The organism is Streptomyces sp. NPDC090022 (genome assembly GCF_044748145.1).
GTDB lineage: Bacteria > Actinomycetota > Actinomycetes > Streptomycetales > Streptomycetaceae > Streptomyces.
The window spans coordinates 200,425-223,744 of record NZ_JBIVFN010000005.1 but is presented as its reverse complement, the minus strand read 5'-3'; the positions used below and the strand labels follow the sequence as shown (position 1 = coordinate 223,744).

The window sequence follows — 23,320 nt, the reverse complement described above, 5'->3', positions numbered from 1 at the left end:
CGTCGGAGGTGGGGGCGTCGCGTCGCGCGGCGCCCCCGCACCGTTCCCGGGCCCGGTGCGGCCGCGGCCCGTCCCTCAGTCGAGGTAGCCGCGCAGCTGGTCGGCGAAGGCGTGGTCGCGCAGTTTGTTGAGGGTCTTGGACTCGATCTGGCGGATCCGCTCGCGCGTCACGCCGAAGATGCGTCCTATCTCCTCCAGGGTCCGGGGCCGGCCGTCCGCCAGCCCGTACCGCAGCTGGACGACCTTGCGCTCGCGCTCGCCGAGGGTGGAGAGCACGGCTTCGAGGTGTTCGCGCAGCAGGAAGAAGGCGGCCGACTCCACCGGTGAGGCCGCGTCCCCGTCCTCGATCAGGTCCCCGAGGGCGACGTCGTCCTCCTCGCCGACGGGCGCGTGCAGGGAGACCGGTTCCTGGGCGAGCCGGAGCACCTCGCTGACCCGCTCGGGCGTCAGCTCCAGGTGGACGGCGACCTCTTCGGCGGTGGGTTCGTAGCCGCGCTCCTGGAGCATGCGCCGCTGCACCCGCACGACCCGGTTGATCAGTTCGACGACATGCACCGGCACCCGGATCGTGCGGGCCTGGTCGGCCAGCGCGCGGGACATGGCCTGCCGTATCCACCAGGTCGCGTACGTCGAGAACTTGTAGCCGCGGGCGTAGTCGAACTTCTCGACCGCCCGGATCAGCCCGAGGTTGCCCTCCTGGACGAGGTCGAGCATGGTCAGCCCGCGCCCGACGTACCGCTTGGCGACGGAGACCACCAGCCGCAGGTTGGCCTCGATGAGCCGGCGCTTGGCCATCCGGCCCATGACGACGAGCTTGTCGAGGTCGAGGGCGAGCTGGGAGTCCAGGTCGGAGGCGGAGGTGAGCTTCTCCTCGGCGAACAGCCCGGCCTCCACCCGGCGGGCCAGATCCACCTCCTCCACCGCGGTGAGGAGGGGGATCCTGCCTATCTCGCGCAGGTACTGGCGGAACAAGTCGGCGGAGGGACCCCCTCCGCCTCCGGTCTCCGCCCGCCGCCGCTGATCCGGCACCTTCTCGATGAGCTCCAGCGGCTCGGCTTCGTCGTCCACGGCCTCGACCTCGGGGTCGGCCTCGGCCACGGGCGCGGGCACGGGCTCGTCGGCGGTCTCGGTCAGGGTCACGGTCAGGGTCTGGGTCTGCACGGGGGCGACCTCCAGGGCTCCGAGGACTCAGGCACCGCAACTCAGTGTGGGGTACGACACATCGCCGCCACGAGGGGCGTGCGAGCACTTTCTGAGTCCGCTGCGTGACCGGATGGTTACCCGCCGCCCGGCCGCTCGAAGCACCTCGTACGGATGTGCGCCGGCGGTTTCAGGCCTCGGCCGGCTCCACGCGTACGGCGCAGATCTTGAACTCGGGCATCCGGGAGACCGGGTCCAGGGCCGGGTTGGTGAGGGTGTTCGCGCGGCCCTCGCCCGGCCAGTGGAAGGGCATGAAGACGGTGTCGGCGCGGATGGCGTCGGTGATCCGGGCAGGGGCGACGGCGCGGCCCCGGCGGGAGACCACCGCCAGCGGACGGCCCTCGGTGACGCCGAGGCGCGCGGCGAGCCGGGGGTGGAGCTCGACGAAGGGGCCCGGCGCGGCGGCGTTGAGCTCGTCGACGCGGCGGGTCTGGGCGCCGGACTGGTACTGCGCGACCACCCGGCCGGTGGTGAGGAGGATCGGGTAGTCGGCGTCGGGGAGTTCGGCGGCGTCGCGGTGGCTGACGGGCACGAAGCGGGCCCGGCCGTCGTCGGTGGCGAACCGGTCCAGGAACAGCCTGGGGGTGCCCGCCTCCCCCTCGGGGCAGGGCCAGAAGACGCCGTCCTCGTCGGCGATCCGGCGCCAGGAGATGCCGGAGTAGTCGGCCGGGCCGCCGGCGGAAGCGCGGCGCAGCTCCTCGAAGACCTCTTCCGGGTCGGCCGGGAAGCCCTTCTCCACGCCGAGGCGGTGGGCGAGGCCGTGCAGGACGTCGAGGTCGCCGCGGACGCCGGGCGGCGGGCTCAGTGCCCGCCGGCGCAGGATCACCCGTCCTTCGAGGTTGGTGGTGGTGCCGGACTCCTCGGCCCACTGGGTGACCGGCAGGACCACGTCGGCCAGCGCCGCGGTCTCGGAGAGGACGACGTCGGCGACGGCGAGGAAGTCCAGGGAGCGGATACGGGACTCGATGTGGGCGGCGCGGGGGGCGGAGACCACGGGGTTGGAGCCCATCAGGAGCAGGGCCCGGACCTCGCCGCCGAGGGCGTCGAGGAGTTCGTAGGCGCTGCGGCCGGGGCCGGGCAGGGAGTCGGGGTCGACGCCCCAGACGCCGGCGACGTGGGCGCGGGCGGCGGGGTCGGTGAGCTTGCGGTAGCCCGGCAGCTGGTCGGCCTTCTGGCCGTGCTCGCGGCCGCCCTGCCCGTTGCCCTGGCCGGTCAGGCAGCCGTACCCGGAGTGCGGGCGGCCGGCGCGGCCGGTGGCCAGGCACAGGTTGATCCAGGCGCCGACGGTGTCGGTGCCCTTGGACTGCTGTTCCGGGCCGCGGGCGGTGAGGACCATCGCCGACCCGGGGGCGCAGAAGAGCCGGACCGCCTCGCGCAGGGCGGGCACCGGGACCCCGGTGATCCGCTCGACCAGTTCGGGCCAGTGGGCCATGGCGGCGGCGCGGGCCTCGGGCCAGCCGGTGGTGCGGGCCTCGATGAACGCCTCGTCGGTGCGGCCCTCGGCGACGACCAGGTGCAGCAGGCCGAGGGCGAGGGCCAGGTCGGTGCCGGGGCGGGGGGCCAGGTGCAGGTCGGCGTGTTCGGCCGTACGGGTGCGCCGCGGGTCGACGACGATCAGCGTGCCGCCGTTCTCCTTCAGTTCGGTGAGGTAGCGCAGGGCCGGCGGCATGGTCTCGGCCGGGTTGGAGCCGACGAGGATCACGCAGCCGGTGCGCGGGATGTCCTCCAGCGGGAAGGGCAGCCCGCGGTCGAGGCCGAAGGCGCGCTGGTGGGCGGCGGCGGCCGAGGACATGCAGAACCGGCCGTTGTAGTCGATCTGCGAGGTGCCGAGGACGACGCGGGCGAACTTGCCCAGGGCGTAGGCCTTCTCGTTGGTGAGGCCGCCGCCGCCGAAGACGCCGACCGCGTCCGGCCCGTGGTCGCGGCGGGTGCGGGCCAGGCCCGCCGCGACGGCGTCCAGGGCCTCCTCCCAGGTGGCCGGCTCCAGCCGCCCGGCGTGGGTGCGGATCAGCGGCTGGGTCAGGCGCACCCGGGAGGAGAGCACGGCCGGAGCGGTGCGGCCCTTGCCGCACAGGGCCCCCCGGTTGACGGGGAAGTCGGTGCGCTCCTCCACCGTCACGGCCCGGCCGTCCGGTGCGGGGCGCAGGTTCATGCCGCATTGCAGGGCGCAGTACGGGCAGTGCGTGGCGGTGGTGTGCATGTCCGCCAGCATGCGACGGCGGTGTTACGCCTGCTGCCGTCCCGCGTTACGGGCCTGCATGCGCGCCCTCCCGGCCCGGGTCACCGGCCCGTGAGGGCGCGGACCGTGGGGCCGGCGGTCCAGCCGCCGTCCACGGCGAGCTCGGCGCCCGTCATGTAAGAGGAGGCGTCGCAGAGCAGGAAGGCGACGGCGGCGGCGATCTCCTCGGGGGCGCCGACCCGGCCCAGGGGGGCGCCCGGGAAGTTGCCCTCGCCCGCCTGGATGCCGACCGGTGCCGTCATGGGGGTGAGCGTCATGCCGGGGTGCACGGAGTTGACGCGGATCCGCGCCTCGGCGAGCTCCACCGCGCCGATCTTCGACAGGCCGCGCACGCCCCACTTGGAGGCGCCGTACCCGGCGGTCAGCGGGAGGCCGGTGAGGCCGGCGGCGGAGGAGATGTTGACGATGGAGCCGCCCCCGCCGGCCCGCAGGTGCGCCGCGGCGGCCTTGATGCCGATGAAGACGCCGACCAGGTTGATCTCCACGACGCGGCGGAAGTGCTCGACGCTCTCGTGCTCGAGGAACTGGCCGGTGGCTATCCCGGCGTTGTTGACGAGCCCGTCGAGCCGGCCGAAGGTGTCGACCGCGTACGCCAGGACCGTCTCCCAGTCGGCCTCGCTGGTCACGTCGTGCCGCAGGAAGTGCGCGGCGTCCCCGAGCTTCGCCGCCGTGGCGGCGCCCTCCTCCTCCAGCACGTCGGTGATCAGCACCGTGCCGCCGCCGTCGACGACGGCCTGCGCGGCGGCCGCGCCGAGCCCGCGCGCGCCCCCCGTGATGACGACGACCTTGCCGCTCAGATCAACCACAGCCACGGCTGCACCACCTCTGTACTCATCAGCACTCATCGGCACACATCGGGATCCCTGACCCCGGCGGCATGACGAGCGGTATGACTAATCGTCATACCTCGGGCCGCGTCAGTGTGCCAGAGCCCGAAGGGCCCGCGACACCCCTTCCTCCTTGGGCCCCAGGAAGTGCGGCCGCGGCTTGAACGTCGCGTCCAGGGCCGCCTTGCCGGCCGCGAGGACCTCGCGCGCGCCGCCGTAGTACCAGGTCGCGTCGTGCTCGTCGTCGACGCCCACGCCGTGGACCTCCAGGCCCGCCGCCCGGCACAGGGCGACGGCGCGGCGTATGTGGAAGCCCTGGCTGATCAGCACGGCCCGCTCGACGCCGAAGATCTCCTTGGCCCGTACGCAGGAGTCCCAGGTGTCGAAGCCCGCGTGGTCGCTGACGATCCGCTCGTCCGGCACCCCGTGCTCGCGCAGGTAGCCGCGCATCGAGCCGGGTTCGTCGTAGTCGTCGCGGCTGTTGTCCCCGGTCACCAGCACGACCTTGACCTTGCCGGTGCGGTAGAGCTCGGCGGCGGCGTCCAGTCTGCGGGCCAGGTACGGGGTGGGCCGCCCGTTCCACAGGCCCGCGCCGAAGACCACCGCGACCTCCGTCGCCGGGGCGGTCGCGGTGGTGCGCAGCCGGTCGGCCGCCTCGGCGTGCGTCCACGCCGAGGGCAGCAGCGCCAGCACGCAGGCCAGCATCACGGCCTGGACGGCACGGCGCCGGACCCGGATGTCCCGCAGCCCGCGCAGTCCCCGCGGAGCTCCCGGCCCCGGCAGCCCACCGGGTCCGGGCAACCCGCTGTGTCCCCGCCGCCCGCGCAGTCCCGGCAGCCCGCGCAGTCCCGGCAGCCCGCCCCGTCCCGGCAGCCCTCCGCGTCCCCGCAGCTTCATGACCGGTCCCCCCTCGCCTCGCACCTCGTTCGCACGGTTGGACGAACCGGCCACCGTCCCCAGTTCCCGGACGGCCCTGCGTCGCAGACCTGTCACCCGTACGAACGAGCGGGTGAGGTCCCGGTAAACACCCGTCACCCCCGCGCAACGGCCCCGCAATCTGCGGCCGTCAGGATCGGTTCATGACGGAGCCGGTGCAGCCTCCCGTGTCCATGCCCCTCCCCCTCGGCAGCGCGGCCGAACTGCTCAGCCGCATCACCATCCAGCTGGGCAGTCAGCTGAGCAGCCTGCGCCCACCCGGAGCCCGCCCATGCCGCAGCCCTCTCTCGTCGCCGTCGCGCACGGCAGCCGCGACCCCCGCGCCCTGCACACCGCCCACGCCCTCCTCGACCGGGTCCGCGAGCTGCGGCCCCGTCTCGACGTACGGCTCGGCCACATCGAGCTGAACGCCCCGCTGCTCGACGACACCCTGGAGGCCCTGCGCGGCGAGGCCGTCCTCGTCCCGCTCCTGCTCGGCCGCGGGTATCACGTCAAACGTGACCTCCCCTCGGCCGCCGCCCGCGCCCGCCATCTGCGGGTCGCCGTCGCCGCCCCGCTCGGCCCGCACCCGCTCCTCGTCGAGGCCCTGCGCGACCGGCTGGAGGAGGCCGGCTGGACCCCCGGCACCGCCGTCGTGCTCGCCGGGGCGGGTTCGCGCGACCCGCAGTCCGCCGCCGATGCCCGCCGCACCGCCGCCCTGCTCTCCGAGCGCCTCGACGGCGTGCCCGTGCTGCCCGCCTACGCCTCGTCCGCCGCGCCCACCGCGCCCGAGGCCGTCCGGGCCCTGGCCGCCCGCGGCCACCACCGGATCGCCGTGGCCTCGTACTTCGCCGCACCGGGCCGGTTCGCCGCCCAGACGGCCGCCGCCGCGCCCGCCCTGGCCGCCGCCCCGCTCGGCGACCACCCGGCGCTCGCCCGGCTGGTGCTGCACCGCTACGACACCGCCACCCGATCCCTGGCCCGCCCCCGCACCGTGTTCCGGCCGGAACTCGTCACCGCCTGATCCCGGTTTGTCGGTCCTTCCGGTTAACGTCTTTGCATGGAAGGCACCGCATCCACTCCTTCGTACGATCCGGCCGACACCGAGCGCTGGGCCGCCGAGCCCGACAAACGGCCCGGCCGGACCGCCTTCCAGCGCGACCGCGCCCGCGTGCTGCACTCCGGCGCGCTGCGCCGCCTCGCCGGCAAGACGCAGGTGGTCACCCCCGGCACCCGTTCCTACGACTGGGACGCCAGCCCCCGCACCCGGCTCACCCACTCCCTGGAGTGCGCCCAGGTCGGCCGGGAGCTCGGCGCGGCCCTCGGCTGCGACCCCGACCTGGTCGAGACGGCCTGTCTGGCCCACGACATGGGCCACCCGCCGTTCGGGCACAACGGCGAGGAGGTGCTCAACGCCGTCGCCAGGGACTGCGGCGGCTTCGAGGGCAACGCCCAGTCGCTGCGGCTGCTCACGCGCCTGGAACCCAAGCGGTTCGTGCCCGACCCGCGCACCGGTGAGCCGGTCAGCGTCGGCCTCAACCTCACCCGCGCCAGCCTGGACGCCGCCACGAAGTACCCGTGGGCGCGCGGCGGCCACCCCACCGACCCCGGCTCGGTGAAGTTCGGGGCGTACGACGACGACCTGCCGGTCTTCGCGTGGCTGCGGGCCGGCGCGCCCGCCGACCGCAAGTGCTTCGAGGCGCAGGTGATGGACTGGGCCGACGACGTGGCCTACTCCGTGCACGACTTCGAGGACGGCCTGCACGCCGCCCACGTCGACCCCAACCTGCTGCTGGCCGAGCCCGAGCGGGCCGAGATCTGGCGGGTCGCCATCGGCCGCTACGTCCCGGCCGACACCGATCCCGAGGAGCTGCGCGAGGCCCTGGACCGGCTGCTGGACGAGGAGTGGTGGCCGCACGGGTACGACGGCTCGGCCGTCGCCCAGGCCCGGCTCAAGGACGCCACCAGCCAGCTGATCGGCCGGTTCTGCCTGGCCGCCGAGGGCGCCACCCGCGAGGCGTACGGATCGGGCCGGCTGACCCGCTACGCGGCCGAGCTGGTCGTCCCGCGCGCGGCGCGCAACGAGTGCGCGGTCCTCAAGGCCGTGGCCGACCTGTACGTCATGCAGCGCGACGAGCAGGAGCGGCTCCGCGCCGACCAGCGCATCGTCCTGGCCGAACTCGCGGAGGCGCTGCTGGCCCGCGCCCCCGAGGGTCTGGACCCCCAGTTCCGGGCGATCTTCGACGCGGCGCCGGACGACCGGGCGCGAAAGCGCGCGGTCATCGACCAGATCGCCTCGCTCACGGACGCGTCGGCACGCTCGTTGCACGCACGTCTCACCCGGCGCTCCCGACGCGCCGGGGGGTGAGGCGATCGGGCCACGGCCCCTTCACGCGGCAGGCTCGGTGCGGGACGCTCGCATGTGCTCGCATGTGGCGCAGAGTTTATGAGGAGGCATCAGGTGGTCGACGCACACCGGACGTTCGTCATCGTCGGCGCGGGGCTGGCCGGCGCGAAAGCGGCCGAGACGCTGAGGTCCGAGGGCTTCACCGGCCGGGTCATCCTGGTCGGCGACGAGCGGGACCACCCTTACGAACGCCCGCCGCTGTCGAAGGGCTACCTGACCGGCAAGGAGCAGCGCGACAGCGTCTTCGTGCACGAGCCGTCCTGGTACGCCCGCGCCGACATCGAGCTGCACCTGGGCCAGCCCGCCGTCCAGCTGGACCGCGAGGCCAGGAAGGTCGTCCTCGGGGACGGGACGGTGCTGCACTACGACAAGGTGCTGCTGGCCACCGGGGCCGAGCCGCGCCGCCTGGAGATCCCGGGCACCGGCCTGGCCGGGGTGCACCACCTGCGCCGGCTCGCCCACGCCGAACGCCTCAAGGGGGTCCTGGCCACCCTCGGCCGGGACAACGGCCACCTGCTGATCGCGGGCGCCGGCTGGATCGGCCTGGAGGTCGCGGCGGCCGCCCGCGGGTACGGCGCCGAGGTCACCGTGATCGAGCCGGAGCCCACGCCGCTGCACGCGGTGCTCGGCCCCGAGCTCGGCGACTTCTTCCGCGAGCTGCACGCCGGGCACGGGGTCCGGTTCCACTTCGGGGCCCGGCTCACCGAGATCAAGGGGCAGGACGGCATGGTGCTGGCGGTGCGCACCGACGACGGCGAGGAGCACCCGGCGCACGCCGTGCTCGCCGCGATCGGCGCCGCCCCGCGCACCGCGCTCGCCGAGACCTCGGGGCTGGCGCTGGTCGACCGCGAGCACGGCGGGGGCATCGCCGTCGACGCGTCGCTGCGCACCTCGGACCCGGACGTCTTCGCGGTGGGCGACGTGGCCGCCGCCCACCACCCGGTGCTGGGCACCCGGCTGCGCGTGGAGCACTGGGCCAACGCCCTCAACGGCGGCCCGGCGGCGGCCCGGGCGATGCTGGGCCAGGAGGTGTCGTACGACCGGATCCCGTACTTCTTCTCGGACCAGTACGACGTGGGGATGGAGTACTCCGGCTACGCGCCGGCCGGCACGTACGACCAGGTGCTGGTCCGCGGGGACGTGGCCAAGCGGGAGTTCATCGCCTTCTGGCTCTCCGAGGGCCGGGTGCTGGCCGGGATGAACGTCAACGTGTGGGACGTCACCGACCCGATCCAGGCACTGATCAAGGCGGCCGCCGCCCCGGACCCCGACGCGCTCGCGGACCCGTCCGTTCCGCTGTCGTCGCTGGTGGCGGAGGAGGGGGCCTGACACCGGTTGTCGGAGACCGGCCGTAGAATTCACGCGTGGCAGGCAGGATCAACGACGACGATGTGAAGGCGGTCCGGGACGCGGTCCCGATCGACGCCGTCGTGTCCGAATACCTCCAGCTGCGCAACGCGGGCGGCGGCAACCTCAAGGGCCTGTGCCCCTTCCACGACGAGAAGTCCCCGTCGTTCCAGGTGAGCCCCAGCAAGGGGCTGTACCACTGCTTCGGCTGCCAGGCGGGCGGGGACACCCTCGACTTCATCATGAAGATCGACCACCTCTCCTTCTCGGAGGCGGTGGAGCGGCTCGCCGGCCAGGCCGGCATCACCCTGCGCTACGAGGAGGGCGGCTACACCGCCGGCACCAGCGGCCGCGGGGAGCGCATCCGCCTGGTCGAGGCCCACAAGGCCGCCGCGCAGTTCTACGTCGACCAGCTGGAGAGCCCCGAGGCGGAGATCGGCCGGAAGTTCCTCGCCGAGCGCGGGTTCGACCAGGCGGCGGCCGCGCACTTCGGCGTCGGCTACAGCCCGGCCGGCTGGGACCACCTGACCCGGTTCCTGCGCGGCAAGGGCTTCAGCGACAAGGAGCTGATCCTGTCCGGGCTGGCCCAGGACAGCCGCAGCGGCAAGCCCATCGACCGCTTCCGCGGCCGTCTGATGTGGCCGATCCGCGACATCACCGGCGAGGTGGTCGGCTTCGGCGCCCGCAAGCTGCGCGAGGACGACAACGGGCCGAAGTACCTGAACACGCCCGAGACCGCGATCTACAAGAAGGGCCAGGTGCTGTACGGCATCGACCTGGCCAAGAAGGAGATCGCGAAGACCTCGCGGGCGGTCGTGGTCGAGGGCTACACCGATGTGATGGCCTGCCACCTGGCCGGGGTCACCACCGCCATCGCCACCTGTGGCACGGCCTTCGGCGGCGACCACATCAAGATCCTGCGCCGGCTGCTGATGGACAACGCGACCGCCGAGGTGATCTTCACCTTCGACGGGGACGCGGCCGGGCAGAAGGCCGCGCTGCGTGCCTTCGAGGACGACCAGAAGTTCGCCGCCGAGACCTCCATCGCCATCACACCGGGCGGGATGGACCCGTGCGAGCTGCGGCTGGCGGAGGGCGACGGCGCCGTGGCCTCCCTGGTGGACTCGCGCACGCCGCTGTTCGAGTTCGCGCTGCGGCACATCGTGGCCCGGCACAACCTGGAGAACCCGGCGGGCCGGGCGGCCGCGCTGGACGAGGCCGCGCCGGTCGTGGCGAACATCAAGAACATCGCGATCCAGCACGAGTCGGCGGTCCAGCTGGCCGGCATGCTCGGCATCCGCGACGAGCAGTTCGTGGTCAAGCGGGTCGCGCAGCTGGCCCGCTGGGCCCGCGAGCGCGCGGGCGGCGGCGGTGGCGGCGGCCGGCCGCAGCAGGGCGGTCCGGGGCGCGGCGGTCCCGGGCGCGGCGGTCCGGCGTACGAGGCGGTGCCCGCCCGAGGGCCGGCCGGCCCCGCGCTGAACCTGCGCAGCCCCGCCCACCGCACCGAGCGCGAGCTGCTCAAGCTGGCGCTGCAGCGGCCCGAGCTGGTCTCGCCGGCCTTCGACGCGTACGGCGTGGACGAGTTCACGGCGCCGCCCTACGCGACGGTCCGCCAGGCGATCCAGGACGCGGGCGGCGCCGCGCTCGGCGGCGAGGACTACCTGGCCCGGGTCCGCGACGCCGCGCCCAACGACACGGTCCGCGCCCTGGTCACCGAGCTGGCGGTGGAGGCCATCCACGCCAAGTCGGTGGACGAGGTCTACGCGGGCGTCCAGCTGGTCCAGGTCCGGCTGCGCGCCGTCGACCGCCGGGTCCACGAGGTGCAGGGCACCATGGCCCGGCTGGGCTCCCACGCCCCGGCGGAGCAGCTGGCGGCGGTGCAGGAGGAGCTGTGGGTGCTCCAGCAGTACGGCCAGCGCCTGCGCAACCGGGGCGCCGAGGGGCTCTAGGAAACCGGTCGGTCCGGGGCCGGAGGGCGCTGGGAGCCGGTCGGTCCGGGGCCGAGGGACGCTGGGAGCCGGTCGGTCCGGGGCCGAGGGACGCTGGGAGCCGGTCGGTCCGGGGCCGAGGGACGCTAGGGGCTGTCCGGGTCGCCCGGCTGCGGGTGGCGGGCCAGCCAGTCGCCGCCGGGTATGCGGGTGCCCGTCTCGGACAGCCGCCGGGCCAGCAGGGGCGCGGCCAGGTACACCCAGGCCAGCACCGGGGTGCCGTCGGCGCGCAGGACGGTACGGGCCAGCCGGTCGTAGACGTTCAGCGGGCGGTCGGGGCCGTGGTACTCCTCCAGCCGGTCCAGTTCCGCGAGGACCTCGCCGTACCCGACGGCCGCCGGGGTCACCAGGTCGCCGACGATCTCCGTGCCGGGGTGGTCGACGGCGTACGGGTAGCCCGGCCCGTCGTACAGGGCCGCGTCCGGGAGCCGGGCGGGCTCCTCGGCCATGGTGCGGCCGCGCAGGAACAGGGCGTGGTTGTACTCGCCGGGGCGCAGGGTGCCGTACACGAAGAAGGGCAGCGGGCTCATCCGGCGACCTCCGCCGCGACCCACGCCAGGTAGTCGGCGCCGCCGCGCACCACGGCGGTGGCGATGATCTCCGGGGTGTCGTAGGGATGTTCCCGGATCAGCCAGGCCTCCAGGTCCGGGTAGCGGGCCGCCGTGGTCTTGAACAGCACCTGCCACTCCTGGGCCGTCTCCACCGCGCCCTGCCAGCGGTAGACCGAGGTGACCGGTGCGCCGACCTGCGCGCACGCGGCCAGGCGGGCCGCCACCGCGCCGTGCGCCAGGGCCGTCGCGGCCTCGGCCGCGTCGACGGTCGTCAGGACGGTGAGGATCTCTGGGATCGCTGGGATCTCTGGAATCTCTGGCCGATCGACCGATGTCACGGGATTCCCTCTCGCATAGAACGGTACGAAGTGGTCCGAAAAGGGCGTTCGGCCGGGTCGAAGGTCCCGGGTGACGGCTCCGGGACCACCGTACGCACCGCTGTTACACAACCTCCCGGTGCCCGTGAAGGTCGCCTCCTACCGTCGGTATGCCATGTTCAGACTCCCCCGCCGCGCCCTCGCCGGTCCCGTGTACGTCCTCACGGGCGCCCTCGCGCTCGCCGCCGGCGGCTGCGCCGCACCCGGCGGGCTGGACGCGGGCGAGCCCGCGCCACCGGTGGCGGCCCAGCCGTCCCCCGATCCGCTGTGGCCCGCCTGGTCCGAGACCTCACCGACCTCGCCCGGGGCCCCGGCGGCCACGCGCGAGGCGCCGCCCCTGCCGTTGAAGGGCGCGCCCGAGATCCCGGCGGGCGGCTTCGGCGACGACGGCGTCGACGTGCTCGACGTCGTCCGCGCCGACCAGCGGATGAAGCCGTACGCCGCCCAGGGCTGGATCCAGGCGCCCGGCCGGGCGGGGCTGCGGCCGCCGGTGTACCAGGACCTCACCGGCGACGGGCACCCCGAACTGATCGTCGCCGCGGACACCGAGAGCGGCCGCACCGTGCTGGCGGCGTACACGGCGCGCGAGGGCAAGGTCTACCCGATCCTGCTGACGGCGGGCGCCCGGATGGCCGTGGAGGCGCTCGGCCGCGACCTGGTGGTGCGCACCGCCGCGCAGGACAGCGTCGAGCACGCCGTCCGCTACCGCTGGGACGGCGACCGGATGACCGTCGTGCAGGACGAGAAGCGCTACCGCAAGCCGGCGCCGGGCAAGGACCACGACGAGAAGCCGGTCGCGCCCGGCGTTCCGCCGAGCATCCCGCCCCCGGGCCCGTCGGGCGCCGGTACCGCGCCGCCGGCCGGTACGGCGCCGTCAGCCGGTGCGGCGCCGTCCGGTACCGCCGGTACGCAACCGCCCGCCGGTGCGCGACCGCCCGCCGCTCCGTCGGCGACGCCCCGGCCCCCCGTCGGAGCCCCCCGGTGAGGCCGGTCCTGGTCCGCTGCCGGCGGCTGCTGTCCGCCCCGGGGCTGCGCTGGAAGATCTCCGTCCTGCTGGCGGGCGGCTGCTCGCTCGTCGCGCTCACCATCGGCCTGCTCATCCACGAGGCCCGGGTCCGCCAGGTGGCGGAGGCCGCCCGTGAGACCGCCGTCAACCAGCTGATCCGGGTCCGCCAGGTGTACGAGCTGACCGGCCAGCTCGATCCCGGCAAGATCGGCGAGACCGACGCGCAGATCGACTGCACCCGGGCGCCCGAGGAGCTGCGCGCCGCCGCGCTCGCGGGCCGGCGCATCACGTACCTCCAGCTGACCGGACCCGACCCGGCCGTGTGGGCGGCCCGGCCGATCGGCGGCACGCACGTGCTGTCGGTGCGCCAGTCGCTGAAGGAGGAGGCGGAGGACCTCGCCGAGCTGGACCAGCAGCTGATCGCCTACGGCGCCGGCGTCGTGGCGCTCGCGGCGGTCGGCGGCTCGCTGATCGCCGGCCGGCTCAGCCGGGACCTGCGCCGCGCCGCCGAGACCGCGCGGCGGATCAGCGCGGGGGAACTCGACGCCCGGATCGGCCCCTCGGGGGCACCCGGGACCCGGGACGAGGTGGCCCAGCTCTCGAGTGCCGTGGACACCATGGCGGCCAGCCTGCAACGGCGGCTGGAGGCCGAGCAGCGCTTCACGGCCGATGTCGCGCACGAGCTGCGCACCCCGCTGACCGGCCTGCACACCGCCGCCGAACTACTGCCCGAGGGGCGGCCGACCGAGCTCGTACGGGACCGGGTGGCCGCGCTGCGCACGCTGACCGAGGACCTGCTGGAGGTCGCCCGGCTGGACGCGCGCTGCGAGGAACCGGCCCTGGACGTCCACCGGCTGGGCCCGCTGGTCGCCTCGATCGTCCAGCGCTCGGGCGTGACCGCGCACCTGACGGGTGCGCGGACCGGCACGGCCGTACGGACCGACGCGCGCCGCCTGGAGCGGATCCTGGCCAACCTGCTGGCCAACGCCCGGCGGCACGGCGGCGACCCGGTGGAGGTCACGGTCCGCGGCACCCGGGTGAGCGTCCGCGACCACGGGCCCGGGTACCCCGCCACCCTGCTGGCCGAGGGCCCGCGGCGGTTCCTGACCGGCGCCGCCGAACGCGGTCAGGGCACGGGGCTGGGCCTGACGATCGCCCTGGGCCAGGCCCAGGTCATCGGCGCCCGCGTGACCCTGGCCGACGCCCCCGGCGGCGGGGCCCTGGCCGAGGTCGTCCTGCCCGCGGCCTGACGCGCGGCGGCCCGGGCGGTGGGGGCCCCGTCACCCGGACGGGCAGGGGGGACCCGGATGGCTCGGCGGTGGCGCTGACGTGCCAAAACGTTCCTGCACGCAGGCCCCGGCCCGGGGCCCGCCGACCGCCTCGACAAGCGCGGGCGGCCGACGCCGGTTTACCTCGGAAACACGACCCCGCGTCCGTCGTTCAGGATCCGCAGGAGCCACCATGCGCCGCCGTACCGCCCATCTGCTCACCGCCTCCGTGCTGACCGCCGCCGCATTCGCCGGCCCGGTCGCGGGCGCGGTGGCGGCGGCGGACCTCGGCACCGGCGTCGGCGTCTTCTCGGCGGGCGACTTCGCCCCGCTGGAGGTCTGGCCCAAGTCGGCGGCGCCCGGCACCACCGTCACGGTCAACACCACCGCCTGCGGTTCCGGCAGTCACGCGGACGGCGATGCGACCACGGTCGGCGGGGGCCGGTTCCGGCTGGCTCCGGGCCCGCGCAAGGAGGTGGTCGTGGGCCAGTTCCACGTCGGCCACAGCCTGCCCCCCGGCACCTACGGCATCGGCGCGACCTGCGCCAACGGCAAGTTCGCCACCGGCGACCTGGTCGTCACCGAACGCGGCCCGCACGGCCACGTGAACACGGGAGTGGGCGGCGCGGCGATGACCACCGCCGATCCCACCAAGATCGCGGCGGGTGCGGCAGTGCTGGCCGCCACCGCCGTCGGCGGTACCTGGCTCCTGCGTCGCCGGGCGAGCGGCACGCGGGGCTGACGGGCGCCCACCGCGGCCCCGGCCGCGGTCCGTCACCGGTACCGCCCCCCGTCGCCCGCCCCGCGAGGTCCCCCCCGTTCGCGGGGCCGGGCGACGGCCATCTCCACCGACCAGGGGGTGCCCATGAGCGCCGCGTCCGGGAGATCCGGCCGCGTCGGCCTGCTGGCGCTCGCCGTCTGCGTCGGCGTCTGGCTGGTCACCAGCGGCTCCGCCGAGCGCGTCCGGCCGCCCCTGCCCCCGGCCTCCGAAGCCCTGGGCCGCCCGAACGGGACCGGCGGCACGCACGGGACGGAGGGAACCGACGGGACGGACGGGACGGCCGGGACGGCCGGCGCCGACGGGGCGACCGGGCGGCCCGGCCGCACCGGAGGGCCCGGGAAGGACGCCGCCCCGCTGGCGGGCTCCCGGCCCACCCGGATCCGGATCCCGGCCATCGAGGTCGACGCCCCGCTGACCGGTCTGGGCCTGAACGCCGAGGGCCGCCTGGACGTGCCCCCGCCCACCCGCCGCGCCCTCGCCGGCTGGTACCGCGACGGCACCACTCCCGGAGCCCTCGGTACCGCCATCGTCGCCGGTCACGTCGACCACGCCAGCGGCCCGGCCGTCTTCTACCGGCTGGGCGCGCTGCGCCGCGGGGCCACCGTCGAGATCCCGCGCGAGGACGGGCGTACGGCCGTCTTCACCGTCCACGCGGTCGAGGCGTACGACACCGCCCGGTTCCCGGACCGGCTGGTCTACGGGCCCGCCCCGCGCGCCGAACTGCGGGTGATCACGTGCGGCGGCCGCTGGTCCCCGCGCACCGGCTACGCGGCCAACGTGGTGGTGTTCGCCCACCTCACGGGCACGTACGGGCCACCGTCGCAGCCGTAGTCGCTGCCCTCGTCGCCGCCGTGCTCGCCGCAGCGCCTCACGCCCACTGCTCCAGGCCCAGCTTGACCACCAGCGCCGCGACCACCGTCAACAGGACCGCGCGCACGAATCCGCTGCCCTTCTTCAGGGCCATCTTCGCCCCCGCCATGCCACCGGCCAGGTTGAACACCGCCATCAGCGCCGCCAGCTGCCACATCACCTCGCCGCGGGCGGCGAATACGGCGAGCGCGCCCAGGTTGGTGCCCACGTTGACGATCTTGGCGGTGGCGGAGGCGGTCAGCAGGTCCAGGTGGAGCAGCGCGGTCAGCGCCAGGACCAGGAAGGTGCCGGTGCCGGGGCCGATCAGGCCGTCGTAGAAGCCGATGCCGAGGCCTGCCAGGCCGATCGCGGCGGCGACCCGGCCGGGGCCGACCGGCCCGGCCGACGGGACGGAGCCGAAGGAGGGGCGGAACAGCACGAAGCCGGCGACCAGCAGCAGCACCACCATGATCAGCGGGCGCATGGTGTCCTTGCTGAACACCCCGGCCAGCAGCGCGCCGCCCGCCGCGCCCGCCATCGCGGCCAGCCCGATCCGGGCCGCGGTCCGCACGTCGACGGGCGCCTTGCGGGCGAAGGTGACGGCTGCGCCCGTCGTACCGACGATGGCCACCGCCTTGTTGGTGCCCAGCGCGTGCGTCAGCGGGACGTGGCCGGGCAGACCCAGCATCAGGGCGGGCAGGAGCAGCAGGCCGCCGCCGCCCACCACCGCGTCGATCCAGCCGGCGGCCGCGGCGGCCACGCACAGCACGATGATCATGGTCGTCGATATGTCAGGCACGGCCCCGACCCTATGGATCACATGGGTGCAGAGGCCATCAATCCCGGGTTTCTTGCGCAAGGTTTGAGCTTTCCCGGGCCGGTACCCGGTCCGGGGCCACCGGAGCCGCCGGTTCCAGGGCAGCCGTCAGGACAGTGGCGGCCAGTGCGCCGGCCAGCCCGAGCCCGGCCGCGAGCCGCCGCCCCGGCGGTACGGCGGCCGCCCGGACCCACGGCCGCGCCACGGGCCTGCGGTGCCGCCCGCCGGGGCCGGGCGCGCCAGCGGATCGCGCGGCGGGCACGCCGACGGGTCGCGCGGCCGGCGCGGCGACGGGTCGCGCGGCCGGCACGGCGACGGGTCGCGCGGCCGGCACGGCGACGGGTCGCGCGGCGGGCGGCTCGGCGGGCGGTTCGGCGGGCGGCTCGGCGGGCGGGTCCACGGCCACGGCGAGGGCCACGTGCAGCGGATGGCGCATGAGGGGCCGGCCTCTCAGAAGCTGAAACATTCGGAATGGATACGTCCGGCCGGTACCCCGGCCCGCAGCAGCGCGGCCGTCGTGGCCCCGGCCATCCCCGGCGGCCCGCACAGGTACACGTCGTGCTCGGCCAGGTCCGGGACCAGCGCCCGCAGCGCCTGCGGGGCCAGCGGGTCGTACGCGGCGTCCGACGGCCCCAGCAGGTAGTGCAGCCCGGCCCGCCGCTCGGCCGCGATGGCCTCCAGCTCCGTACGCAGCACCAGGTGCTCGGCGGCTCCGGCCCGGTACAGCAGGGTCAGGTCCCCGGGCCCGCCGGGCAGCGTCTCGAACAGCGCGCGCAGCGGGGTGATGCCGACCCCGCCCGCGATCAGCAGCACCTTGGGCCGGGTCCGGCGGGCGGCGGTCAGCGCGCCGAACGGGCCGGTGGCGACGACCCGGGTCCCCGGGCGCAGCCGGCGGATGCGCCGGGTGTGCCCGCCGAGCGCCTTGACGGTGATCCGCAGGGTGTCGTCCCGTACCGGCGCGGACAGCGAGAACGGCAGGGCCGTGTGCCACAGCCGGCGCTGGAGAAACCGCCAGCGCAGGAACTGGCCCGGTTCGGCACGCAGTTCGGCCAGGTGCGCCCCGTATACGACCACCGAGACCACCCCGGGCCCCTCGGCCCGCACCTCGGCGACCCGCAGGCCGTGCCGCAGGGCCTGCCGTACGGGGACCACCGCGCGGTACCAGAGGAGCAGGACGGCGACCACGGTGTGCGCGAAGGCCCAGAGCCAGGCAACCGGGGCCAGATCGGGGCCCGCGAGCTGGTGGACGAAGCCGAGGGCGGCGGCCAGGTACACCGTCAGGTGGATCCCGCGCCAGGTCTCGTGGGAGATCCGGCGGCGTACGGCGCGGGCGGAGGCGACCCCCACGGCGGCCAGCAGGACGGCGCCGGCGGAGGCGGCGGCCAGCGCGGGGTAGCCGAGCAGCTCGCGCCCGGCGGACAGGACGTCCACGCCGTGGTGGACGGCGTACCCGAGCAGGGCGAGGAGCCCGTGGGCGGCGCACAGCAGCAGGACGGGCCGGCCGCCGGCGGCGTGCCACCGGGCGAGGCGGTCGGCGCCGACCCCGTGCTCCACGGCCGGCACCCGGGCCATCAGGAAGAGCATGACGAGGACGCCGTACCCGGCGAGCAGGCCGGTGAGGTGGGCGCCGGTGGCGAACAGCGCGTCGAGCCGCGCGGAGGGGCGCACCTGCGCCGCCCACAGCAGGGTGACCGCACCGGTCCCGCCCAGCACCGCACCCTTGACCCGCCCCGCCGTATCTCGCATGCCGCCACGCTAGGTGCCGGACACCTGCCGCTGAAGATCCTTAAGGCGCCCTTGAGCAAGGCCTGGGCAGGCCTTAATGCCGTGGCCCTGCGGGCGTGGCCGGGGTGCGCTCACAGGCCCCGCGCGGGCGGGAGGAGGTCAGCGTTCCGTCCGGGTAACAACGACGATGCGGCCGGGAAACAGCGGGACCGCACGCTCGTGCCATGACCTCGCAACAGCGTGTGGTGGTGATCGGCGGCGGCCTCGCCGGCCTGCGCCTCGCCCAGCGCCTCGCCCCGGCTCCGGTGACGGTGACCGTCCTGGGCGAGGAGGGGCACGCCCCGTACAACCGCGTCCTGCTGGCCGAGGTGCTCGCGGGCCGGTACCCGGCCGAGGTCGCCGCGCTGCCCGACCCCGGGCCCGCGCTGCGGCGCGGGGTGCGGGCGGTGCGGGTGGACCGGGCCGAACGGATGGTGCACTGCGACGACGGCAGCGCCGAGCCGTACGACACCCTGGTGCTGGCGACCGGGTCCAACCCGGTGCTGCCGCCGCTGCGCGGGCTGTTCGAGCCGGGCGGGCGGGAACTCCCGGACGGGGTCCACCCGTTCCGGACCATGGACGACTGCCTGGCCCTGTCCGAGGCGCTCGCGCGCCGGCCCGGGGCGCGGGTGGTGGTCGTCGGTGGTGGTCTCCTCGGGGTCTCGGCCGCCCGCGCGCTGGCCGCCCGCGGCGGCGGCGCGGCGAGCGTGGTGATCGCCCAGCAGGGCGCCCGCCTGATGGAGCGCCAGCTGGACGAGGACGCGTCCGCGCTGCTCCACGCCCACCTGAGCGGCCTCGGTGTCGAGATCCACACCGAGTGCCGCGTCCGCGGCCTGACCACCACCCCCGTCGCCCCCGCACTGACCCCGTACCGCGCGCCGCTGCTCCCGCAGTCCCCGGAGCCCCTGGAGTCCCCGGAGTCCACTCGGCCCCTGGAGTCCCGGGAGCCCTCGGAGCCCCCGGAGCCCATGAAGTCCCCGGAGCCCCCGGAGTCCCCGCACCCCCCGTCCGCCCCCGCCCGCCGACCCCCCGGCGCCCGCCACCGCGGCGCCCCCGTGCCCCGGGCGGTCACCGGTGTCGAGCTCGCCGACGGCTACCGGCTCGACGCCGACCTGGTCGTGCTCGCCTGCGGTGTCCGGCCGCGCGTCGGGCTCGCCCAGGCCGCCGGGCTGGACCTCGGCACGGGCATCCTCGTCGACGACCGGCTGCGCACCTCCGACCCGCGCATCCACGCCATCGGCGACTGCGCCGAGCACGCCGGGCGGACGTACGGCCTGGCCGGGCCCGCCCTGGAGCAGGCCGACGTCCTCGCCGACGTACTCCTGGGCCGGCCGGCCGCCCGCTACGCCGGCACCCGCGCCCTGACCCGGCTCACCCTCCCCACCGGGAGCCCCGACGGGCGCCCCCTCGACCTCGCCGCCTTCGGCGAGACCACCCCGCGCCCGGGCGACGACGTGGTCCGCCTGGCCGACGCCACCCGCCGCACCTACCGCAAGGTCGTCGTCCGCGGCGACCGCCTGGTCGGCGGCGTCCTGCTCGGCGAGCTCGCCACCGTGGGCGCGCTCGCCCGTACCTGGGAGGGCGACGAGGCCCTGCTCCCCACCGACGGACTGTTCCACCTGTTCACCGACGACGGAGGCTCCTGATCATGAGCAACCCCCCGCACCGGCCCGCGCTCGTCCTCGTCGGTCACGGCATGGTCGGCCAGCGCTACCTGGAGGCGCTCGCCGAGCGAGGCGTGACGGCCACGCACCGGATCACCGTGCTCTGCGAGGAGCCCCGCCCGGCCTACGACCGCGTCCACCTCACCTCGTACTTCTCCGGCAGCAGCGCCGAGGACCTCTCCCTGACCCCCGAGGGGTTCCTGGACGCCCACGGCATCGCGATGCACCTCGGCGACCCGGCCGTCGGCATCGACCGCGAGGCCCGTACGGTCACCGCCCGCTCCGGCCAGGTCTTCCCGTACGACGTCCTGGTCCTGGCGACCGGCAGCTACCCCTTCGTCCCGCCGGTGCCCGGCAAGGACGCCCCGGGCTGCTTCGTCTACCGCACCATCGAGGACCTGCTGGCCATCGAGGAGTACGCCAAGGGCCGCACGCAGGGCGCGGTCGTCGGGGGCGGGCTGCTCGGCCTGGAGGCCGCCGGCGCGCTCCAGGGGCTGGGCCTGGCCACCCGGATCGTGGAGTTCGCCCCCCGCCTGATGCCCGTCCAGGTCGACGAGGGCGGCGGCGCGGCCCTGCTGCGCACCATCGAGTCGATGGGCCTGACCGTCCACACCGGGGTCGGCACCCAGGAGGTCGTGACCGGGCCGGACGGCTCGGTGGCCGGAATGCTGCTGTCCGACGGCTCCACCGTCCCCACCGAGATGGTGGTCTTCTCCGCCGGCGTCCGCCCCCGCGACCAGCTCGCCCGGGACGCGGGCCTGACCGTCGGCGAGCGCGGCGGTATCGCCGTCGACGCCCGCTGCCGCACCTCCGACCCGCACGTCTACGCGATCGGCGAGTGCGCGCTGGCCGTCGACGGCCGCGTCTACGGGCTGGTCGCCCCCGGCTACGAGATGGCCGAGACCGCCGCCGACGACCTCCTGGGCCGGGAGGCGGAGTTCACCGGCGCCGACCTGTCCACCAAGCTCAAGCTGCTCGGCGTGGACGTGGCGTCCTTCGGCGACGCCCACGGCACCACCGAGGGCTGCCTGGACGTCGTCTACTCCGACTCCCGCTCGGGGGTCTACAAGAAGCTGGTCGTCGCCCCCGACGGGGTGCTGCTCGGCGGGGTCCTGGTCGGCGACGCCGACGCGTACGGCCTGCTGCGCCCGCTCACCGGCAGCGTCCCGCCCGCCGCCCCCGAGCAGCTGGTGCTGCCGGCCGGCGCCGGCGGGTCCGTCTCCCTGGGGCCGGCCTCCCTCCCCGACGACGCGGTGATCTGCTCCTGCCACAACGTCACCAAGAAGGCCATCACCGCCTGCACCACCGTCCCCGAGGTCAAGAAGTGCACCAAGGCGGGCACCGGCTGCGGCGGCTGCCTGAAGGTGATCGGCCAGCTGCTGCCGGCCGCCACCGACAAGGGGCTCTGCGGCTGCTTCCCGTACACCCGCGCCGAGCTCTACGAGATCGTCCGCACCCTGCGGCTGGCCTCGTACGAGCAGCTGCTGGACAGCCACGGCCGCGAGGGCGCGCGCGGCGGCGACGGCTGCGAGGTCTGCAAGCCCGCCGTCGGCTCGATCATCGCCTCGCTCGCCCCGACCATCGGCGCCCCCGGCTACGTCCTGGCCGGCGAGCAGGCCGCCCTGCAGGACACCAACGACCACTTCCTCGCCAACCTCCAGCGCAACGGCTCGTATTCGGTCGTCCCGCGGATCCCCGGCGGGGAGATCACCCCCGACCGGCTCATCGTGATCGGCGAGGTGGCCCGGGACTTCGGCCTCTACACGAAGATCACCGGCGGGCAGCGCATCGACCTCTTCGGGGCCCGCGTGGACCAGCTCCCGCAGATCTGGGCCCGCCTGGTCGACGCCGGCTTCGAGTCCGGGCACGCGTACGGCAAGGCGCTGCGCACGGTGAAGTCCTGCGTGGGGCAGACCTGGTGCCGCTACGGCGTCCAGGACAGCGTACGGATGGCCATCGACCTGGAGCTGCGCTACCGGGGCCTGCGCGCCCCGCACAAGCTGAAGTCGGCGGTGTCGGGCTGTGTCCGCGAGTGCGCGGAGGCGCAGAGCAAGGACTTCGGCGTGATCGCCACCGCGAGTGGCTGGAACCTGTACGTCGGCGGGAACGGCGGGGCCACCCCGCGCCACGCGGACCTGCTGGCCCAGGACCTCTCGGACGCCGAGCTGATCCGGCTCATCGACCGGTTCCTGATGTTCTACATCCGTACCGCCGACCGGCTGGAGCGGACCTCCGCCTGGCTGGAGCGGCTGGAGGGCGGCCTGGACCACCTGCGCGACGTGGTCGTCCACGACTCGCTCGGGCTGTGCGCGGAGCTGGAGTCCCTGATGGCCGACCACGTGGCCCACTACCGCGACGAGTGGGCCGAGACCCTCCAGGACCCGGACCGGCTGCGCCGCTTCGTGTCCTTCGTCAACGCGCCCGGCGCCCCCGATCCGACCGTGAAGTTCGTCGCCGAGCGCGAGCAGGTCAAGCCCGACCTGACCGTCCTGACCCTCGAACCCCTGGGAGGCACCCGATGACCGTGGAACTGCGCGTGGCCGAGGGCTGGCTGACGGTGTGCGAACTGTCCGCGATCATCCCCGGGCGGGGCGTGGCGGCCCTGCTGCCCGACGGCAGCCAGGCGGCGGTCTTCGTCGACCGCGCGGGCCGCCCGTACGCGATCAGCAACCGGGATCCCTTCACCGGTGCGCACGTGCTCTCGCGCGGCCTGATCGGCTGTGCGCAGGGGCGTCCGTTCGTGGCGTCGCCGCTGCTCAAGCAGCGTTTCGACCTGGAGTCGGGGCAGTGCCTGGACGACGAGGGGGTGGCGGTCCGTACGTACCCCGTCCGGACCGCCGCGACGTCCGCCTGACCCCGTGCGAGGTGCCCGGCCGGCTCAGCCCTGGACGGCGGCCGGGTCCATCCACATGATCTCCCAGGTGTGGCCGTCGAGGTCCTCGAAGGTGCGGTTGTAGATGAAGCCGAGGTCCATCGCCGGGCGCGGCTCGGTGCCGCCGGCGGCCACGGCCTTGTCGACGAGGGCGTCGACGGCCTCGCGGCTCTCGTTGCTCAGGCACAGCAGCACCTCGGTGCTGGTGGCGGTGTCGGTGATGGACTTGTGGGTGAACTCCTTGAACTTGGCCTCGGTCAGCAGCATCGCGTAGATCGTGTCGCTGATGACGAGCGAGGCGGCGGTCTCGTCGGTGAACTGCTCGTTGAAGGAGTAGCCGAGCTCGATCCAGAAGGCCTTGCTGGCGTCCAGGTCCTTGACGGGCAGGTTCACGAAGATCATGGTGGCGGACATCTCGGTGTCTCTCTTCTCTCTCGTCCCGCGCGGT

At 75.0% G+C, this 23,320-nt stretch carries 19 protein-coding genes and 1 pseudogene; 11 read left to right on the top strand and 9 right to left on the bottom strand.

What is annotated here, in order from left to right:
* Nucleotides 1–75: 75 nt before the first annotated feature.
* The 4 genes and pseudogenes from ACIPXB_RS13975 to ACIPXB_RS13960 form a co-directional block, all read right to left on the bottom strand.
* Nucleotides 76–1,176: pseudogene (locus ACIPXB_RS13975) on the bottom strand (RNA polymerase sigma factor); the annotation flags it as partial.
* Nucleotides 1,177–1,330: 154 nt separating this feature from the next.
* Nucleotides 1,331–3,400 carry a molybdopterin oxidoreductase family protein gene (locus tag ACIPXB_RS13970; RefSeq protein WP_401448716.1) on the bottom strand — a complete coding sequence of 690 codons (2,070 nt, stop codon included), beginning with the start codon at nucleotides 3,398–3,400 and terminating at the stop codon, nucleotides 1,331–1,333.
* A gap of 80 nt (nucleotides 3,401–3,480) precedes the next feature.
* Nucleotides 3,481–4,245, bottom strand: coding sequence for a glucose 1-dehydrogenase (locus ACIPXB_RS13965; RefSeq protein WP_401448923.1), 765 nt, complete (start codon nucleotides 4,243–4,245; stop codon nucleotides 3,481–3,483).
* Between the two features lie 111 nt (nucleotides 4,246–4,356).
* A complete protein-coding gene (locus ACIPXB_RS13960) occupies nucleotides 4,357–4,971 on the bottom strand; it encodes a vancomycin high temperature exclusion protein (protein WP_401448920.1) in 615 nt (204 codons plus the stop codon).
* A gap of 502 nt (nucleotides 4,972–5,473) precedes the next feature.
* On the opposite strand from ACIPXB_RS13960, the gene ACIPXB_RS13955 reads away from it, so the two are divergent.
* The 4 genes from ACIPXB_RS13955 (at nucleotide 5,474) to dnaG (ending at nucleotide 10,884) form a co-directional block, all read left to right on the top strand.
* The gene (locus ACIPXB_RS13955; protein WP_401448714.1) at nucleotides 5,474–6,205 is read left to right on the top strand and encodes a sirohydrochlorin chelatase; all 732 of its coding nucleotides are present in this window, start codon (nucleotides 5,474–5,476) and stop codon (nucleotides 6,203–6,205) included.
* Between the two features lie 36 nt (nucleotides 6,206–6,241).
* A complete protein-coding gene (locus tag ACIPXB_RS13950; protein ID WP_401448712.1) occupies nucleotides 6,242–7,549 on the top strand; it encodes a deoxyguanosinetriphosphate triphosphohydrolase in 1,308 nt (435 codons plus the stop codon).
* A 93-nt stretch (nucleotides 7,550–7,642) separates the two neighbouring features.
* Nucleotides 7,643–8,917 (top strand): NAD(P)/FAD-dependent oxidoreductase, encoded by a 1,275-nt coding sequence (locus tag ACIPXB_RS13945; RefSeq protein WP_401448710.1) that lies wholly within the window; start codon nucleotides 7,643–7,645, stop codon nucleotides 8,915–8,917.
* Nucleotides 8,918–8,952: 35 nt separating this feature from the next.
* Complete coding sequence (dnaG, locus tag ACIPXB_RS13940; protein WP_401448708.1) at nucleotides 8,953–10,884, top strand: DNA primase; 1,932 nt, start codon at nucleotides 8,953–8,955, stop codon at nucleotides 10,882–10,884.
* Between the two features lie 125 nt (nucleotides 10,885–11,009).
* On the opposite strand, the gene ACIPXB_RS13935 is transcribed toward dnaG, so the two are convergent.
* Nucleotides 11,010–11,453: a gamma-glutamylcyclotransferase family protein gene (locus ACIPXB_RS13935; RefSeq protein WP_401448706.1), complete on the bottom strand. Its 444-nt coding sequence runs from the start codon at nucleotides 11,451–11,453 to the stop codon at nucleotides 11,010–11,012.
* Entirely contained in the window at nucleotides 11,450–11,812 is a 363-nt protein-coding gene (gene cutA / locus ACIPXB_RS13930) for a divalent-cation tolerance protein CutA (RefSeq protein ID WP_401448703.1), read from the bottom strand. Before cutA ends, ACIPXB_RS13935 begins: the two co-directional genes overlap by 4 nt.
* A gap of 154 nt (nucleotides 11,813–11,966) precedes the next feature.
* Between cutA and ACIPXB_RS13925 the strand changes: the two genes are divergently transcribed.
* From ACIPXB_RS13925 to ACIPXB_RS13910, 4 genes are all read left to right on the top strand, one after another.
* A complete protein-coding gene (locus tag ACIPXB_RS13925; RefSeq protein WP_401448701.1) occupies nucleotides 11,967–12,836 on the top strand; it encodes a hypothetical protein in 870 nt (289 codons plus the stop codon).
* Nucleotides 12,833–14,107, top strand: a complete 1,275-nt coding sequence (locus tag ACIPXB_RS13920; RefSeq protein ID WP_401448698.1) for an ATP-binding protein — start codon at nucleotides 12,833–12,835, stop codon at nucleotides 14,105–14,107. Before ACIPXB_RS13925 ends, ACIPXB_RS13920 begins: the two co-directional genes overlap by 4 nt.
* A gap of 211 nt (nucleotides 14,108–14,318) precedes the next feature.
* Nucleotides 14,319–14,867, top strand: a complete 549-nt coding sequence (locus ACIPXB_RS13915) for a hypothetical protein (protein WP_401448695.1) — start codon at nucleotides 14,319–14,321, stop codon at nucleotides 14,865–14,867.
* Nucleotides 14,868–14,990: 123 nt separating this feature from the next.
* Nucleotides 14,991–15,737: a class F sortase gene (locus tag ACIPXB_RS13910; RefSeq protein WP_401448693.1), complete on the top strand. Its 747-nt coding sequence runs from the start codon at nucleotides 14,991–14,993 to the stop codon at nucleotides 15,735–15,737.
* A 37-nt stretch (nucleotides 15,738–15,774) separates the two neighbouring features.
* Here ACIPXB_RS13910 and ACIPXB_RS13905 read toward each other — a convergent pair whose 3' ends face one another.
* The gene (locus ACIPXB_RS13905; protein WP_401448690.1) at nucleotides 15,775–16,554 is read right to left on the bottom strand and encodes a sulfite exporter TauE/SafE family protein; all 780 of its coding nucleotides are present in this window, start codon (nucleotides 16,552–16,554) and stop codon (nucleotides 15,775–15,777) included.
* Between the two features lie 468 nt (nucleotides 16,555–17,022).
* Entirely contained in the window at nucleotides 17,023–18,318 is a 1,296-nt protein-coding gene (locus ACIPXB_RS13900; protein ID WP_401448688.1) for a ferric reductase-like transmembrane domain-containing protein, read from the bottom strand.
* Between the two features lie 203 nt (nucleotides 18,319–18,521).
* On the opposite strand from ACIPXB_RS13900, the gene ACIPXB_RS13895 reads away from it, so the two are divergent.
* From ACIPXB_RS13895 to nirD, 3 genes are read left to right on the top strand one after another with little or no spacing between them, the layout of a single operon-like run.
* On the top strand, nucleotides 18,522–19,982 hold the full coding sequence (locus ACIPXB_RS13895) for an NAD(P)/FAD-dependent oxidoreductase (RefSeq protein ID WP_401448686.1): 1,461 nt from the start codon (nucleotides 18,522–18,524) through the stop codon (nucleotides 19,980–19,982).
* 2 nt (nucleotides 19,983–19,984) lie between these two features.
* A complete protein-coding gene (gene nirB / locus ACIPXB_RS13890; RefSeq protein WP_401448684.1) occupies nucleotides 19,985–22,522 on the top strand; it encodes a nitrite reductase large subunit NirB in 2,538 nt (845 codons plus the stop codon).
* Nucleotides 22,519–22,854 (top strand): nitrite reductase small subunit NirD, encoded by a 336-nt coding sequence (nirD, locus tag ACIPXB_RS13885; protein WP_401448682.1) that lies wholly within the window; start codon nucleotides 22,519–22,521, stop codon nucleotides 22,852–22,854. The genes nirB and nirD overlap by 4 nt, the downstream gene beginning before the upstream one ends.
* Nucleotides 22,855–22,878: 24 nt before the next feature.
* Here the strand turns inward: nirD and ACIPXB_RS13880 are convergent, their stop codons facing one another.
* Nucleotides 22,879–23,286, bottom strand: a complete 408-nt coding sequence (locus ACIPXB_RS13880) for a VOC family protein (RefSeq protein ID WP_401448679.1) — start codon at nucleotides 23,284–23,286, stop codon at nucleotides 22,879–22,881.
* Between the last annotated feature and the right edge of the window lie 34 nt (nucleotides 23,287–23,320).